Annotated in this window: 14 protein-coding genes; 5 read left to right on the top strand and 9 right to left on the bottom strand. The window is 57.3% G+C overall.

Annotated elements, in window-relative coordinates; translation table 11 throughout:
• Window positions 1–176: 176 nt before the first annotated feature.
• From FJW03_RS29980 to FJW03_RS29960, 5 genes are all read right to left on the bottom strand, one after another.
• The gene (locus FJW03_RS29980; protein WP_140767211.1) at window positions 177–1343 is read right to left on the bottom strand and encodes an acyl-CoA dehydrogenase family protein; all 1167 of its coding nucleotides are present in this window, start codon (window positions 1341–1343) and stop codon (window positions 177–179) included.
• Window positions 1344–1348: 5 nt separating this feature from the next.
• The gene (locus FJW03_RS29975; protein WP_140767212.1) at window positions 1349–2545 is read right to left on the bottom strand and encodes an acyl-CoA dehydrogenase family protein; all 1197 of its coding nucleotides are present in this window, start codon (window positions 2543–2545) and stop codon (window positions 1349–1351) included.
• Window positions 2546–2558: 13 nt separating this feature from the next.
• Entirely contained in the window at window positions 2559–4241 is a 1683-nt protein-coding gene (locus FJW03_RS29970; protein ID WP_140767213.1) for an AMP-binding protein, read from the bottom strand.
• A 55-nt stretch (window positions 4242–4296) separates the two neighbouring features.
• On the bottom strand, window positions 4297–5145 hold the full coding sequence (locus FJW03_RS29965) for an enoyl-CoA hydratase (RefSeq protein WP_226890526.1): 849 nt from the start codon (window positions 5143–5145) through the stop codon (window positions 4297–4299).
• A 551-nt stretch (window positions 5146–5696) separates the two neighbouring features.
• Window positions 5697–6632 (bottom strand): MurR/RpiR family transcriptional regulator, encoded by a 936-nt coding sequence (locus FJW03_RS29960; protein WP_140767096.1) that lies wholly within the window; start codon window positions 6630–6632, stop codon window positions 5697–5699.
• 230 nt (window positions 6633–6862) lie between these two features.
• Between FJW03_RS29960 and FJW03_RS29955 the strand changes: the two genes are divergently transcribed.
• Window positions 6863–7024 (top strand): hypothetical protein, encoded by a 162-nt coding sequence (locus FJW03_RS29955; protein WP_181173365.1) that lies wholly within the window; start codon window positions 6863–6865, stop codon window positions 7022–7024.
• A 205-nt stretch (window positions 7025–7229) separates the two neighbouring features.
• Here the strand turns inward: FJW03_RS29955 and FJW03_RS29950 are convergent, their stop codons facing one another.
• Complete coding sequence (locus FJW03_RS29950) at window positions 7230–7559, bottom strand: hypothetical protein (RefSeq protein ID WP_140767097.1); 330 nt, start codon at window positions 7557–7559, stop codon at window positions 7230–7232.
• A 322-nt stretch (window positions 7560–7881) separates the two neighbouring features.
• Here FJW03_RS29950 and FJW03_RS29945 point away from each other — a divergent pair, with 322 nt between their 5' ends.
• The 4 genes from FJW03_RS29945 to FJW03_RS29930 all read left to right on the top strand — a co-directional run bounded on the left by FJW03_RS29945 (window position 7882) and on the right by FJW03_RS29930 (window position 12579).
• The gene (locus FJW03_RS29945; RefSeq protein ID WP_140767098.1) at window positions 7882–9237 is read left to right on the top strand and encodes an aspartate aminotransferase family protein; all 1356 of its coding nucleotides are present in this window, start codon (window positions 7882–7884) and stop codon (window positions 9235–9237) included.
• Window positions 9228–10277: a transporter substrate-binding domain-containing protein gene (locus tag FJW03_RS29940; RefSeq protein WP_140767099.1), complete on the top strand. Its 1050-nt coding sequence runs from the start codon at window positions 9228–9230 to the stop codon at window positions 10275–10277. The genes FJW03_RS29945 and FJW03_RS29940 overlap by 10 nt, the downstream gene beginning before the upstream one ends.
• An 89-nt stretch (window positions 10278–10366) precedes the next feature.
• Window positions 10367–11497, top strand: a complete 1131-nt coding sequence (locus FJW03_RS29935; protein WP_210240620.1) for an amino acid ABC transporter permease — start codon at window positions 10367–10369, stop codon at window positions 11495–11497.
• Complete coding sequence (locus FJW03_RS29930; RefSeq protein WP_140767101.1) at window positions 11494–12579, top strand: amino acid ABC transporter permease; 1086 nt, start codon at window positions 11494–11496, stop codon at window positions 12577–12579. Before FJW03_RS29935 ends, FJW03_RS29930 begins: the two co-directional genes overlap by 4 nt.
• Before the next feature lie 415 nt (window positions 12580–12994).
• Here the strand turns inward: FJW03_RS29930 and FJW03_RS29925 are convergent, their stop codons facing one another.
• The 3 genes from FJW03_RS29925 to FJW03_RS29915 all read right to left on the bottom strand — a co-directional run bounded on the left by FJW03_RS29925 (window position 12995) and on the right by FJW03_RS29915 (window position 16453).
• Window positions 12995–13774: an SDR family NAD(P)-dependent oxidoreductase gene (locus FJW03_RS29925; protein WP_140767102.1), complete on the bottom strand. Its 780-nt coding sequence runs from the start codon at window positions 13772–13774 to the stop codon at window positions 12995–12997.
• Between the two features lie 127 nt (window positions 13775–13901).
• The gene (locus FJW03_RS29920; RefSeq protein WP_140767103.1) at window positions 13902–16130 is read right to left on the bottom strand and encodes a N,N-dimethylformamidase beta subunit family domain-containing protein; all 2229 of its coding nucleotides are present in this window, start codon (window positions 16128–16130) and stop codon (window positions 13902–13904) included.
• Window positions 16127–16453, bottom strand: coding sequence for a hypothetical protein (locus FJW03_RS29915; RefSeq protein WP_140767104.1), 327 nt, complete (start codon window positions 16451–16453; stop codon window positions 16127–16129). Before FJW03_RS29915 ends, FJW03_RS29920 begins: the two co-directional genes overlap by 4 nt.
• Between the last annotated feature and the right edge of the window lie 182 nt (window positions 16454–16635).

The raw sequence follows: 16635 nt of genomic DNA, 5'->3' as shown, positions 1-16635 counted from the left end.
GTCAGTTCCTTCCAGGGGATAAGAACGTTGTGCGAGATAGATTGATCGAGCAGCGAAAGGTCCGAATTTACGACGCTGAACACACACGACTCTGCGTTAGGTTTTTGCAGGCATGGTACTGCTATCAAGAATGAAGTAAGCCATGGAAAACATTCCATCTGAGCTCAAGGAATGGCTTAGTCAAAGCGCGCCGTGGGCGAACGGAAAACGCTTCCCGCGCGAGCAAGCAGCCCCAGATGATAATCTGCATCGCCAAACATGGTTTCGATACTTGCGAGGCGGCGAAAGAAGTGGCTGCCGAGGTACTCCATCGTCATGCCGATTCCTCCGTGCAATTGCACCACTTCCTGACCGATCTTACGAGCGCTTCTTCCGACTTCGATCTTAACAGCGCTCATGATGCGTCTGCGTTCATCGACGTTCTGCTCATCGACGGTCATGGCAGCCAGCATCGCCATGGAACGCGCCTGTTCAAGCGAGATGATCATTTCCGCAGCCCGATGTTGTAACACCTGAAATGAGCCAATCATTCGGCCAAACTGCTTTCTGGTCTTGAGATATTCGACCGTCAGCTCGTTCGCCGCCTGCATGCAGCCGACTGCTTCGGCCGCCAAGGCGGCGATCGCCTCATCGACCACGCGCTCGACGAGTTCGATGCCGTTCTCCGGAGTTCCCAACAGGGCCTCGGGGTCGATTACAACGTTATCAAATACAATATCTGCAGCGCGGAGGCCATCCGACGAGGGATACGACCGACGGCTCACACCCGCTGCCGAAGTCGGAACGAGAAAGACGCCGATCCCGCTGCGTTCCTGCTGACCGCCTGAGATGCGTGCCGTGACGACCAGGTCGTCCGCGGTATCTCCATGCAGGACAACGCATTTACGACCATCGATGCGCCAGGCCTTCCCCTCTTTGCGCGCAGACGTCGCCACATCATCGAGCCGGTACCGCGATTGCGGTTCGGTAGAGGCGAAGGCTAAGATCTTATGTCCGCACGCTACCTTGGAAATATAGTCGGAGCGTATCGATGCCTCAGCGCCGTGACGCAGGACCCCCCCGCCGATCACCACGGTCGCGAGCCAGGGCTCAAGCGCAAGAACCCGGCCCAGTTGCTCGGCGACCAACATCGTTTCGACGGGCCCAGCACCGAAACCACCGTCGCTCTCGGCAAAAGGCAGTCCGAGAACCCCGATCTCTGCAAGCGCCGCCCAAACGTCACGCGACCAACCTTCCGATCCCTTGAGATAGGTTGTCCTCCGCTCGAAGCTGTAAGCACGACCTAACAGCTTGGCGAGGCTGTCCTGCAGCAAGGTCTGTTCTTCTGAAAGATCGAAATCCATTGCCTTCAGAGTCCCAGGAATGCTTTGGCCATGATGGTCTTTTGGATCTCGTTCGATCCACCGTAAATGCTGAGCTTCCGCATATTGAAAAAGGTGGGATAGGCAAGTGTCGCCCACTCTGGACCCATCGCCTCAGGGCCGTCTTCACCGATCGAACTGGCAAGACCGTATGGACCAGCAGCCATCACGTATAGCTCGGTGATGGCCTGATGAATCTCCGAGCCGCGAATCTTCAAGACGGAGGACGCAGGATTAGGCCTCTTTTGGCTTAGCACGCGGTTCTCCTCAGCGAGCACGCGAAGCGTTGTCATTTCCAGCGCCTTCAGTTGGACCTCGACATCGGTCAAGCGCGCAGCGAACAGCGGATCCTCAATCAATGGGGCTGCGCCATTGATCGGCTGGCACGCAATGGTCCTAAGACGGCGGATGCGCTCCTTGGACGGCCCCACTTTCGCGTGCCCTGTTCGTTCGTTGGAGAGCAGCAGTTTGGCGCAGTCCCATCCCCTGTTTTCTTCCCCGACCAGTTGGCCGGCCGGCACCGTGACATCATCGAAGAACACCTCGTTGACCTCATGCACGCCGTCGATGGTGATGGTGGGGTGAACCGTGATGCCGGGCGAATTCATCTCGACGAGCAGGAAGGAAATCCCTTCTTGAGGCTTGGCCGCCGATGGGTCGGTGCGCACGAGCATGAACATCCAGTTCGCGTATTGGGCATAGGTGGTCCAAGCTTTTTGCCCATTAACGACATAGAGTTCACCTTCGCGCCGTGCGGAGCATTTTAGGCTCGCAAGATCGGATCCAGCGCCAGGTTCCGAAAAACCCTGACACCACCAGTCGTCCAGATTTGCCATTCGCGGTAGAAATCGCCTCTTTTGCTCCTCGGTGCCAAAGGCAAGCAAGATCGGGCCGCACATGTCCACGTTGAACGCGAGTAGGCTCGGCGCCGGCGTCTGCTCCATCTCTTCCTTAAGGATATAGCGCTTGACCGCGGACCAGTCTCGACCGCCCCATTCCATGGGCCAGTGCGGTACGGCCCAGCCTTTGGTATTAAGCCTCCGCTGCCAGTCGATGATCATCTCCGGTGTCGGTCTGCGACCGGCAGCCATGTGCTCGCGCGTTGTGCTGGGCAAATTCGCCTCGATGAAGTCGCGGACTTCCCAACGAAATGCGCGTTCTTTTTCGGTGAAGCGAAGGTCCATAGTCTTCCAATCCTTATTCTTGAGGCTTGGTCGCCGCAGCATGCGCGCCCTCGCCTTCGAGAATCATCTTTTTCGAGAGCTTGCCGAGGTTGGTCTTTGGAAGTCGGTCGCGGATTTCGAGCGCAGCTGGCATTTCGTGTTTGCCAAGCCGTCCCGACAGGAATGCCCTGAGTTCGTCGAGTGTGAAGGGCTGAGCGCCGGACTTCAGCGACACGAAAGCCTTGGCAGATTGGCCGCGATAGGAATCCGGGACGCCGACGACGATGCACTCAGCCACGCCAGGATGGCTATAGACGGCCTCCTCGATCACACGTGGATAGACGTTAAACCCGCTCGATAGGATCATGTCCTTCTTGCGATCCGTCAGGAATACATAGCCGTCAATGTCTATGTACCCGACATCGCCAGTCAGAAAGAAGCCGTCGACGAAAGCGCGGCGGGTTTCATTGGCATTGTTCCAGTAGCCCTTAAACACGTTCGGTCCACGTATGCGGATCTCGCCCGTCTCGCCTGGTGGCAGGAGGCGGGTCGGATCTTCAAGATCAACGATCTCGACCTCAAAATTTGGCTGTGGCAAGCCAATCGATCCATCGCGAATTTCGCCGATTGGAGAATGTTGCGTTCCGATAGCGGCAGCCTCCGTCATACCCCATCCCGGAAAGATGCGTAGACCTGTAAGCCGCTCGAAAGTGCGGGCAACTTCAACTGGTAAGGGCGCCCCGCCAGAGGTCGGCAACGTCAGCGAGGAGAGGTCATAATCCTTTAGACGGGTATGATTGGACAGTGCGATCCACATCGTTGGCACGCCGTTGAAGCTTGTGACGCCGAGCCTGCTGACGTCTTCAAGCCACTGATCCGGATCGAACCGCTGACGGATGATCAGCATGTTCCCTTGTCCAATATGTCGAATCAGAACTGTGAGGGCGAAGGCGTGAAACAGGGGAAGGACGAGGAGCACGCGGTCGGGATTATCTTCAGGACGCCCGCGAACCGACTGCAGATACGCCGACATCTCGGCGGCAGCCGTGAGGTTGGCGTGCGTGAGCATGGCGCCTTTGGGCAGGCCAGTGGTCCCTCCAGTATACTGTAGCAGTGCAATTTCGCTCGCATCGACGGCGACGGGCGTGGCTAGAGGCACTGTGTCAAAAAGGGCAGTGAACGGCTCCGCGTCCACAGAGATGGCAGTCAACTCAGACGCAGTCCCCCAGTACGCGTCGTCAGCGACGAACAGCCGGTCGACCAGCCCTTCGGCCTTCAGCGCAAGGGCCTTTTCGATAAGCTCCGGCAGAGCGATTGTGACGAGCACACGTGCGCCGGAATCATGCAACTTGTGAGCAAGCTCTGTTGGCGCATCAAGCGGACTGAGCTGAACGATTCGTCGTCCAGCCGAGGCCGCGCCAAAAAACGCAATTGGATGAAAAGGGGTGTTCGGCAGATAAAGGGCGATGCCGGTCTCCGCCTCTGTCATCGCCGTGAAGGCGGCAGCGACCGACAGGACGTACACACCAAACTGGTTGTAGCTTATCTTGCTGTCGCGGTAGATGAAGGCGGTGCGGTCGCGATATCGCGCCACGCTGCGGGCCAGGTAATTGCCGAGTGAGAAGCATTGGATCGACGCGTCCCAACGAATGGCGGGCGGATAGGACTTCACCCACGGGTAAGAATGTTCGACTGCTCCAGATCCGACGGTGCTCATGCGCTGCTCGACTTTGTGAAGACTCTTCTGCTCTCACACGATGGTGCGAACGCGTTCAGCCCGCGGTTTGATTCCTGCCGCGCGAAATGGCAGCCGCAATGCCCTGCTCGCGCATGCGACGGTACTCGTCGCTTACGTGCGAGAGCTGGTGCGTATCGAAATGGCTCTGGAGCGCATTCCTGAAGCCCTGCATATCGGCCGTCCGGTTGAGTGAGCGCTTGGTCAGCATCGTGGCAAAAGGCGGGGCAACGGCTATCTTTTCGGCAAGCTCCGTCGTGGCAGCTTCGAGTTCAGCACGTTGCACGACGCGGTTTACCATGCCGACCCGTTGCGCCTCCTCCGCGCTCATGCGGCGGCCGGTAAAAAGGAACTCCTTTGCGGTCCGCAAACCCATGACCCAAGGATGACACAACACTTCGACGGCGGCGCTGGCCAGCGTGTTACAGACTGGATCGGCGAAGAAAGCATCGTCAGAGGCCACGATCATGTCGCACATGTTGGCAACCATGAAACCACCAGCGACACAAGCTCCCTGCACGCTGGCAATCGTAGGCTTGGGACAATCCCAGATTCGCATTGCGTAGCCGAGATAACGGCGCTCTTCGTACGCGAAGCGCTCTTCAACAGTAAATTCTGCACGCTTGGCCTGTGCCTCCTTGAGATCGTGGCCAGCTGAAAAGTGATCGCCTTTGCCACCGACCACGATCACGCGCACGTCCTCAGCATCGATCGCTGACTGCAAAGCATGATCAAGCTCGTCAAGAAGCTGCATGCTTTCGGCGTTGCGTGCACCGGGACGGTCGTGAAAGAGCCAGGCCACGTTACCGCGGCGTTCCACGGCGATCTGAGTGTATTCCATAGGTCCGTCACTTTTTGCGATGAGTGCGAGCTTGGCCTGGTTCAATTTTCCGATATTGAACCACGCGATGATTCATTATGCAAGTGGACCATATGGTTCATGTGGTCTCTTGTGAGGAGACCGTCATGCTCCGTCACCTTTTTGCGAACTGAAGACGCGCCATCTTAAACAGCCAAAGACACGGGGAAGCTGGGCGACTCTGGACCCACCGCTTCAACAGTCATTTTGCCGCTACAAGGCAAAAGCCAATCGACAGGAAGGAATTCAGTGCTCCATCGCTTCGATGCGACGCTCGCCATCCGACGTGGCCACGGAGCTTGCAACTTTTTTGGACACAGAATTGAAAGTGCCGGTCGCACGACCAGAAAACGGAATAGCATTGAAGGCTTCAAAGTCAGCACCGCAGAGGCAGCGTTCGGCTCATTCGAGGGTCAAGCCAATACGCACTCACGCCCCTCGCCTGCGTACGTGCGCAGTCCAACCTTTCGCTACGCGTGGGCTGGGTTTTCAGCGTATGAACAACCGGGCCGTCGAAGTACCGACGATCTGCCTATACCTGCGTTCATGCATCGCCACAGTTGTTCTGACAGCGGACGTTAACGGCCCCGGGTGCTAGTTTTTTGGCGAGTACGAACGCGAGCGCGAAGATATTCTCCGGACCCTACTAAGAACTCCTCATTGTTTCTAATGCGCTCGTGCGCTACCCCGCCGAGTTTAGCTACTGTCAGTGCCGCAAACAAATTCGCCAGAGCCGTCGCACCGGCTGCGGACTCAGGAAATGCACGGCTAATGGTGGGCGTGAGAAATAACAGTCCTTCCGTCAGATTTTGCAGAGGCGCCGCAGCGGAATCTGACACCGCAATCAAAATTGCCCCGCTTTTTACAGCCTTCCTTACCAGCATGTCAGTAACACGGCTGAAAGGAGCAAACGTGAATGCCAGCAAAACGTCGCCGGCAGCAACATCATCCAGTTGCGCTTCCGGCGCACCGGAGAAATCGTCCAAGAGGATGACGTTCGGACGGGCTTTACGAAGAGCGTAAGCCAAAGTTACAGCTGGCGGAAAGCATGTGCGGCGACCGACAACGAACGCTTTTGGGGCGTTGGCCAGAAGCTCGGCAACGCGCGATAGCTTTTCTGCGGAGAGATCCGCGCTCGCCCGTTGCAGCAGTACGCTCTCGGCCTTAAAGAAGGCAGCGGCGAAATCAGCCACGCCGTGCTCGCCTTTGGTTGAAGCGACAATTGCTCTTGCGCTTTCCACGTTCCTTCTCGCGGCGTGGCTCCCCTGACCGGTTTCTTCCAAGATGGCGTCAATGTAGCGCTGACGTAGCTCTCCATATCCCTGCAAGCCGAGTCGTTGCGCTAGCCTTACCAGCGTTACCGGCGGGACATCGGCATACTTTGCGATATCACGCATGGAATGCACCGCGACATCGTCCGGACGGGCTACGAGATAATTAGCTGCCACCGCCATGTGCCCGCCGACCTCAGAAGCCAATGATAACAGAGCGCTATGGATATCAGCCTTGTCCATTAAAGATAACACATGTTCTTGCAGCTCTTAACCTTGGAATCTTTCTAAGCGAACCGTATCGCACGGAAAATACAGTGCTTTCAAGCCCTTGTCGTTTGAGAGGGATATTGCGTCTGTTAGCGTCGCCTCAATTATTTAGTTGCTAGCCACCTGACTCTGTAGTTCGCCTCATTGTCCATGGGGAAAAGCGCTTGACTGACGCGAAGATTTAGTTAGCGGATTTGACCCGCTTGAATGCGGTGGCGTTCTTATTGTGGATTTTGATGAAAGCGCCGATGCCGGCTTTCAGTTTCTGCGGTGGTACGACATGCGCCTCGCTGGAACGCTTTCTCGTCAGCGCTCTGCAAACCACGGCTCGACCTGATTTGATCCAGGATGCCGAAGTGGCGTGAAGTGGAAGGTGAAACGGCGATGGCTGTCGAGCCAAGCGTGCTACTTATGGACGGCGTGGTTGTCGAAGACGTGGATGGCCTTGTTGGCCGGGTTGGATGAACTCCTGATGGCGGTGCCTCGCATGTTCTTACCAATAACGCTGCCGTCGAGCCCGCTGAGGGCTGCAAACAGGGTGGTCGTGCCATTACGCTTGCAGTCGTGGAATCATGTGCCGAGTCCTCCTTTTTTATGCGCTGGCGGGGCTGGGCGCGGTTGAGCGTCTGAATTTGGCTCTTCCGTGGGCCGAAACAGCACGATGGCGTGAGCAGGCGGATCGACGTAGAGGCCGACGACGTCGCGCAGTTTGGCAACGAACTTCAGATCGTTGGAGAGCTTGAACTGGCTCCAGCGACTGGGTTGCAGCCGTGCCCTTGTAGATGCGGCATACGGCGCTTGCGCTAAATCGGCAAGTCCAAGACCTGCGTGTGGTGATGGCAGGAGCGCTTCACCGCCCGAAAGCTTCGAAGGACTGCTGCGCGACAAGTCGCGGCGCATTCCGCCTCTCGGGCCTGCAGTCGCCGAGCGCGTGGTGGCGCTGACGTTGCAGGACCTGTCGGCGGAGACGACGCAGCGGAGGACCCGTCGAGATCATGTGGCACGCCAAACTAGCATGCTCACTCGCGAAAGAGAATTCTAAGCCGGGCTCCTTGTCAGGCGACAACCACTTGAGCAGCGGATGATTGCAATCTCTCCTACCGCTCCCGGCAAGCATGGTGACACGCAATCAAGATTCGGATCAAATGGTTCATCTTGACGTAACTAGAAACAGACGGTACTAGGCTCGGGTCAATAAGGCTTTCATCAGCGAGATCCCCGAATGCAATCGATCACCAATGCAGGACACAACAGCGGTGAGGTTCTCGGACCGAAATCCCGGGCAGAGTTTGAGCGTTCCGGGCGCATCACGCCGGGCGGCAGTATGCGGGCGGCGCCATTCTTTCCGCCGCACCCACCCTACGCCGCTTCCGGTAGCGGGTGCTGGATCACCGATGTGGATGGGCGACGGATCTTCGACTGCGCCAACAACTTCTTCTCGCTAGTGCACGGTCACGCTTTTCCTCCCGTGATCGAGGCGCTGCATAGGACACTGGATGCCGGAACCGCATTCAGCCTGCCGACGCCCTCAGAAACTGCGCTGGCGCAAGCGATCAGCAGGCGGTCGCCAAGGCTGGAACAGGTGCGTTTTGCCAACTCAGGCACTGAGGCGGTCATGTTTGCCGTCAAAGCGGCACGTGCCATCACAGGCCGTCCGATGATCGCCAAGTTCGAAGGCGCGTATCACGGCGCCTATGATTATGTGGAGGTGAGCCTCGACTCCTCCGCGCAGAACTGGGGCGACACGGTCCCCAACAGCGTGCTCTACGCCAAAGGCACGCCGACTTCGGTCGCAGCGGAAGTGCTGGTCTTGCCGTTCGACGATCCACAGACCTGCGTCGAATTGATCGGCCGACATCGCGATCGTCTGGCTGCAGTCTTGGTGGATCCTCTTTCCTCGCGTGTGGCCATGGTACCTATGCGTAAAGACGTCCGGGACGCCGTTCAGGATGCGTGCCGCGAATATGGAATCCTGCTCGTTCTCGACGAAGTCGTTTCCTACAGGCTTGGCTACCACGGCGCTCACGAACTCTACGGCTTCGAACCTGATCTGGTTGCCTTGGGCAAGATCATCGGAGGTGGACTGCCGGTAGGCGCGATCGCAGGACCGGCTAAGCATATGGCGGTCTTCGACCACACTAAGAGCAAGCCGGCGGTTTCACACGGCGGTACGTTCACCGCCAATCCTCTCACCATGGCGGCAGGGCTGGCCGCCCTCGACCACTATGACGAGGCTGCGGTGGCGCGGCTGAACAGGTTGGGCGAGCGCCTGCGCGGTCTTCTAGCCGACGGTCTCGCCGCGAAGGGGCTTCGCGCGCAGGTGAGCGGAACGGGCTCCTTCTTCAGATTTCACCTGAAAACCGACCCCATAAGCAACTTCCGGACGGCCTTGGCCACCTCTTCGCAGAAGGTCGCACTGGCCAAGATTCATCTCGCCTTGCTCAAGCAGGGCTTCCTCGTTGTACCGAATTGCTCAGGCGCCCTGTCGACCCCAATGAGCGATACCGACATCGAGGTTCTGGCCCACGCCTTCGTGGATGCCGTCCAGCATGTTTGGGAAAATTCGCCATGGGAGTGATGAAGACAACAATGAAAAGGACCTTCTTACCGATATTGGCCTCGGCCCTGCTAGTCGCAGGCTTCGCAACGACAGCGCATGCGGGCGCCACTCTCGACAAAGTGCGCTCACAGGGAACCCTTCGATGCGGCGTCGGTGGATCGATCCCCACCTTTTCTAAGCTCGATAGCCAAGGCCATTGGGGCGGGCTGGACGTCGATTATTGCAAGGCCGTTGCCGCGGCCGTTCTCGGCGATCCGGAAAAGGTCACCTTCGTGCAGCTTACTCTCCAGCAGCGCTTTGCAGCTCTTCAGGGCGGCGAGGTCGACATGTTGGCGCGCGATAGTGTCGTCAATCTGACGCGCGACGCATCGCTCGGCGTGATCTCCGTCGTTACCAATTTCTATACCGGCGCCGGTTTCATTGTGCGGCGGGATTCCGGCATCAAGTCCAGCGATGACATGAACAACGCCACGTTCTGTATAAGCCAAGGGAATTCCGCGCTGGGCAGCCTCGCCGATCTAATGAAAGCGAAGGGCTTCCAGTACAAGCTGGTGCAACTGGAGAAATTTCAAGACACGTTCCAAGCGTTCCTCGCCGGACGTTGCGACGCGGCCATTGCCGGCGCAGCCGATCTTGCCGGTGTGCAGGTGACGATGTCGCCGAACCCCGCCGATTATATCGTGCTCGACGAACTGATGTCAGCAGATCCTTATTCGGTCTACGTTGCTCGCAATGACTGGGAGTGGTTCACGATCGTGCGCTGGGTTCACTACGGGCTTGTGGAAGCAGAAAGGCGAGGTATTACACAGGCTAATGTGAAAGAACTCGCCGCCAGCAGTCAGGATCTGACGATCAGACGCATGCTCGGCGCCCAGGATGAACTCGGCAAGCTGCTCGGGCTGGACAAGGACTGGCTTGTCAAGGTCATCGCGGCGGTCGGCAACTATCGCGAGATATTCGATCGCCATTTCGGCAAGAACTCGCCTGTCAATATGGCGCGAGGCCAAAACGCGCTCGCCAGCGACGGCGGGTTAATGTACTCGGCGCCGTTCAACTGACGGCCAGCGGCGCGGAACCGAAAATTCTCCGCCGCTGCTCACCGCGTCATCTTTGATGCCCTATGGATTGTAATGGACGCGGCGTGCCGATGAACCGGTTTTCCTTACAGGATCCCCACAATCGCCGCATCGCCTGGCAGATGCTTGCGGTGGGCACCGTCGCCACTCTGGCCGGTTGGTTCTTTTGGAATGCGATCGGTAATTTCGATGCGCGCCGTGCCGGTTTCGGTCTAGACTTCCTGTTGCGTCCCGCCAACATTCCGATCGGAGAAACCCTGATCGATTATGCGCCCGGAGACGCCAACTACCGGGCGCTTCTGGTCGGGCTCCTCAACACGGTTCTGGTGGCGGCGTTCGGCATTCTTCTGGCCACGATCCTCGGCACCGTTCTCGGCGTTGCCCGGCTGTCCGGCAACTATGTCGCGTCCCGCCTCGCCGCCGCCTATGTCGAGTTCGTGCGCAACGTCCCTCTGCTTGCGCATCTGTTTGTGATCTATCTCGTCCTGCAACGCCTGCCCTCGCTGCGCACAGCGCTTTCAGTCGGCAACCTAGCGTTCCTCTCCAATCGAGGGCTTGTGATCCCAGCAATTAATCTCGGCTTCAGTTCAATGACGCTCTTCGCGGGTGCAGCCGCGCTCCTGGTGACCGGAATGACAATGCGCCCCTTCACATCCGGCCCCGTATCGCGTGCCGGCGTGAAGGGATGCCTCGCCGTGGCGTTTGTTTGCACGATGGTCGGCCTGGCTTCTATGACAATCACGCTGCCGGTATTGGAAGGACGCGCCTTCGTCGGTGGCCGCACCATCTCGCCGGAGCTGACGGCGCTTGTTCTCGGCTTGACCATCTACTATGCGTCATTCATCGCCGAGATCGTTCGGAGCGGCATTCTCTCCGTACCGAAAGGGCAATGGGAGGCCGCCGCAGCGCTCGGCCTACGGCGCAGCTGGACTTTACGCCTTGTGGTCCTCCCGCAGGCGCTGCGCTTGATGATTCCGCCCGTTACCAACCAGTATCTCGACCTCGCCAAGATGACGTCGCTTGCCATAGCCATCGGCTATCCAGATCTGGTCGCGGTCGCCAACAGCATCATCACCGACACCGGTCGCGCGATCGAATGCGTCGCGATCATTATGGGCGCGTTCCTACTGGTCAACCTTTCAATTTCGACCTTTATGAACTGGCTGAACCTACGCGTGGCGGTCGTGGGAGGGGCAAAATGACGCTGGTGCTGTACAAAAGCCGAGACCAAGGCAGGCTCGGCCGCATGTCGGGCTGGGTACGAGCGAATTTCTTCGCCGGGGTTGCAAGCGGCCTGACCACGATCTTACTTTCGCTGGTCGCTCTCGCCGTGCTCACCCGCTTCCTCGACTGGTCGGTACTCAATGCCGTGTGGACGGCTCCCCCGGGCGATTCGAGTCCCTGCCGTGCCGTTCATGACGGCGCCTGCTGGGCGCTGGTCGGCGAGAAGTACCGTTTCATGCTCTTCGCCACCTACCCTTACGAGGCGCAATGGCGACCAGCAACGGCATGTGTGCTCCTCATCGGCCTCTATGTCATCAGCGCCATCCCCGCATGCTGGAGGCGCGGTCTCCTGCTCGTCTGGGTAGCTGGACTCGTCGCCGTAGCGGTTCTGATGTGGGGCGGCGTCGCCGGCCTTTCCTTCGTGCCGCAGGACAAATGGGGCGGCCTTCCGGTTACGCTGCTTTTGTCGACTTTCGGTATTCTCGCAGCCTTTCCGGCCGGCATCCTTGTCGCCCTGGGCCGTCAGGCAACCGCCTTGCCGGCGATCCGGATCATGTGTATCGGCTATATTGAGCTCATCCGTGGAGTGCCCTTGGTCAGCCTTCTGTTCATGGCGAGCTTTGTGTTCCCCCTCTTCCTTCCCCAAGGCATCGACATCGACAAGCTGTTGCGTGCGCAACTGGCGCTGATTCTGTTTTCCGCCGCCTATATCGCGGAAGTGGTACGCGGCGGCCTGCAGAGCGTGCCGTCTGGCCAGGTTGAAGGGGCAATGGCACTCGGGCTGCGCTACTGGCGGATCCAGATGCTTATCATTCTTCCCCAGGCATTGCGAAACGCACTTCCGCCGCTGGTCAGTACTGCAATCTCCATCTTCAAGAGCACGTCGCTGGTCCTGGTCGTCGGCATCTTCGACCTCCTATCCTCCGGGAAAGCGTCGATCGTCGACCCCGCGTGGCAAGGTTTTGGCCTGGAGATGTTCATAACGATCTCGCTGATCTACTTTATATTTTGCTTCTCAATGTCGAGATACAGCAAGTACATAGAAAGAAGACTCGTGTAGCATTTTTCACGGGCGTAATGCCTCGGGTTTTCAATAATTTTGCACATCAGTTTAGACGCCGCCTTTTATCACGACGTTTGTCGCATTAACTCCTTTGGCATCGACGGCAACGCCAAAGCCAGTATCTCTGTCCGCCTCATTCTTCTGATCCCCATAACGGCGACGAGCGCCGATCCCGCGGGGAAGCATACCCCGAGAAAAACGTCACGCCCCGGCGAGGCGGAAAGCTTGACAAGCGCATGAGACTTCAACTGACGAATAGAGAGTCAGCCCTGGGAGCAGGGTGAGCCATTTCAGCCACGGAGGAGGACACACGGACTATTCCTGCCGACAACCCCGGCCCGGTGAAATGGCGTTGCAGAATGTCCGTTGGCCTGGCTCTGCAGTTAACGAGGCAATATGTCCCTCACCAGCCTCAGGGGCAGATATATTCGCCGCCGGTAACGTCTATGGTGGCGCCATTTATGAACTCTGCTTCGGGTGAGCAGAGCAAAGCTACTAGTCCAGATAGGTCATCGGGCAGCCCGATGCGTCCCGCTGGAATGGTAAGGGCAGCGGCGACGTTTTGTGGCGATCCTACGTCTCCAGTCATCCCTGTCGCGATGTTGCCTGGACACAGGGTGTTAGTCACAATGCCGAATGCCGCATATTCAGAAGTCAAGCCACGGGCAAGGCCAGCCAAGCCCGCTTTCGAGGCGACGTAGGCGGTTCCGGCGAAACGAGGCAGAGCTCTCGCGGCGATCGAACCCATCATCACAATACGCCCGTAGCGGGCCGCTATCATTGATGGTAATACCTTCTGTGTGCATGTTAACGAAGAAGTGAGGTTAACTTCAATCACATCGCGCCATTCTGACAGCAATGTTTCATGCAGCGGGATCTTCTTGCCGTCTCTTTTTGGGGAAATACCCGCGTTATTTACCAACGCACCAATAACACCAAAACGAGCGACAACCATATCGAAGAACTCGTCAATTTTCTCTTCGTGACGTAGGTCGACGGGGCATGCAACGAAATTCTCCTTGTCTATACCGGCTCCCAGCAGTTCCGATCGGGCGCTTTGCACCTTCTCGGCGGAAGATCCGAAAAAGCCAACCCTGAAACCTTCCTTCAGAAGTCGCCTGACCACGGCGAAACCGATACCTGACGTGCCACCGGAAACAACCGCGACTTTTTCCAATGCTTTATTAATCATCTACTATTCTCGGCCTATAATTGTCTTACTTTCTGGAGAGTTCTGGCATCAACGATTTGGGCCTTGCCTGGATGCCTGGGGCTATCCTGAATGAAATTATGATCTCTGAAGATTTGGATCCCGTTCATCAAGGTAGATCGAATTTTTCCGGCTTGAGGAAGCGTTTGAGAACATTGGTCGTGATGGTTGCGACGTCGTTGTCAAAGCCATTGATAGGAAGCGCGGACGGCCAGCAGATCGAGGATGTCGAGAACACCGCACCACCGAACCCCGTCTCGAAGAACACCATATCAGCCCGGACCTTGGCATTCATCGTCCCGCCTGCTGCTAATGTAGTGTTTACAAAGTCCTCCAACACACCGAGCATATTGTCGGAATGGCCTTTGGATGATGCCAAGACGAGCGCATGCTTTGGCGAGCCGAGATCTGGATCCCATCGATCGATCTCTTGACCAGCCGCGCCTCCAAATCCTATTCCGAAGTCGCCAATGACCTCCCCCTTCACGCCTTCGAAAATGAAGTTCGCCCTGCCATCGTAGGAGGCCGGATTGCGATAGAAGGGTGTAGCAAAATCAAAGCCCATCGCGGTTGTACCCACACCGAGCAGACGATAACACGCTGCCCCGTTGTTACGCCAAATCCCGCCCGTTTCGCCGGTAAAAGCCAAGCAATCTTCGCCAGGCTCGCTCTTCCAGGCCCCGGAACCGCCTTGGGATCGACGCACCTCTATTGCATTGGGCCATTCTTCGCTAAACGCGATGCGCCAATACATCCCATTTGCGCCTAGGTACATAAGACTGCCGCCTGATTCCTGAAAAGCCTGCAAGGCCGCAACCATGGGAGTCGACCAATATTCTGGATGGCAACCGGTGATCAGCACCTTGCATCCGTCAAGAGCGTGAGCACCTCGCTGATGCAAGTCGTGGTCGGTTACAACGTCGTGAGCCTGCCCGATTGCATCTAGCCAGGACAGCACAAAGCTATCTCCTGAAAAACTGGAGAGCCGAGTGTCAGGCCGCAGATTAAATATTGGGCGCCGCCATGAAGAGTATCTAATTCCAGACCGATCCTTATGGTAATCGTAGGCAGACTTCTGGAACCGCGGGTTGCAGTACAGTGCGACATCCTCGGGCCCAGCGCAGGTCAATCGTCCCCGTGCCGGCTCAAAGTATTCCAGCCGATCGAACAGCCCCCAGTTCGCGTAGGCAAGATAGTTGGCCGTCGACGCTAGGTAAACGACGTCTTGACATCTTTCACCTTCAGATGGCGACACGAAGAAAACGATATACTCAGGAACGCTCGCATTCTCGAGCTTTATGGCATAGACGGAACTTGGGCAGTCTTCCGGGATCTCTATTTCGAATGAGACATCCCAGCCGCAATCGAACTGATCGTCAGAATGAAATTTAATCGCTGCGTACTGTTCGGGGTGAAGTTCCCAAGAGTGGCAAGTTCCCGTCCACCGCGCCCCCGTGACCGCACGAGCGGGTAGCTGCATACACCGCCCTGGGTGTCCGTTACCCGATATATCCGTCACTATTGAAGTCTTCATTCCAATCGAGAAATCCCAGCATGCGGCGGCATCTGCGGGAGGTTGCCCCTGTTCCCACTTCAACCATTCAACAACGGTCAATCTGCGGTAGAAAATGGCGGGAGCTTCTAACTTTCCGTCGAAGCAGTTTGTTCCATCCTCTGAAGGTCCGGAGGCGCAATGGTCGGCGGCAATACGCAAATCAGTGCCGAAAAATTCAAACCGTTCTGCACCCATGTTGGTAACGCGCATATCCGCCGGCCGCGACCTTGTCGAGTTGACACCAGCGCGAGATGTGCGGAGCGTAATAGTATCCGCCGCCACGTCGATCTCGGCCGCGGCGAGTTGCCATTCTCCGACCTCCACGAACGGCCCTTGATGGTCGATAACGACGGCATCTGTAGCGATGCGGAGGCACAGATATCCGTCTTCATTGAGGTACAGGCTAAGACCAGTTCCATCATCGGCGCGCAGGGTGGACAGGAGCGCCTGGCGCCGGTTCATTGGCTTTGAAGGCTTCATAATCGCCCCAAGCGAATAAAACGAGACATCCGGCGAGGGCGTGAAGCTTGTCTGAATGAAGGAGCCGGTGAGCGTAGCTTGCTGCGTTGCCACCTTAGGCTGCAGCATTGCGAAGCTTGTTTCTCGCTCCTGCAAACCAGGACCTTTGATGTCAGAGCTGGCGCAGACAAGCTCAACGACCTTCGGTCGATATGCGACATCGCGACCCAAGGCACTGACGTAAACGGATATCTGATCTCCAGCGTGATAGTTAGGACGATCCGTATATCCCACCACTCTGAGTTCAGGCACATTGTCGCTCATTGATTCGCTCCGCGTTCAAACGAAAGAGGAAGCTCACGACCCGTGATCCTCTTCCATCGAAGACGAAAAATCTCCCACTCAGCCTCTTCTGGCGAATCGAAGAGTTTGTCCTCGTAGAAACTGAAGCCGGTCGCGCTATGGCTGTCAGTTCTTGCCAGCATCCACTTCCTTCCAGGGTCGACCAGAAGGAGAAAGTGGCGATTCGCCGGATCTTCGCGACGCAGCTCTCTCATCAATGCTGCGAGTGCTGGGCTGTGAATGGAGAAGGGGTTTTGCCAAAATTCTCTAGCAAGACCGAGGTCTCGCTCATGATCAATAGCCATAGCTTCTAGGTTCCATGGGTCGCGGGTTTCGTTGGTGATGAGGCTTAAGACCGGGCGCGGGCCATGTCAGCAAACTCAATTTGGTTCGGATACGACGTTTCCAATGGGCATTTCTGCAAGCTTCACCCATACATCAGAGATGCATGTGATACAATGTCATGTTGATGAATCATTTGCTCCCA

The organism is Mesorhizobium sp. B4-1-4, from assembly GCF_006439395.2.
Lineage (GTDB): Bacteria > Pseudomonadota > Alphaproteobacteria > Rhizobiales > Rhizobiaceae > Mesorhizobium.
This window is presented reverse-complemented; position numbering and strand designations above follow the sequence as displayed.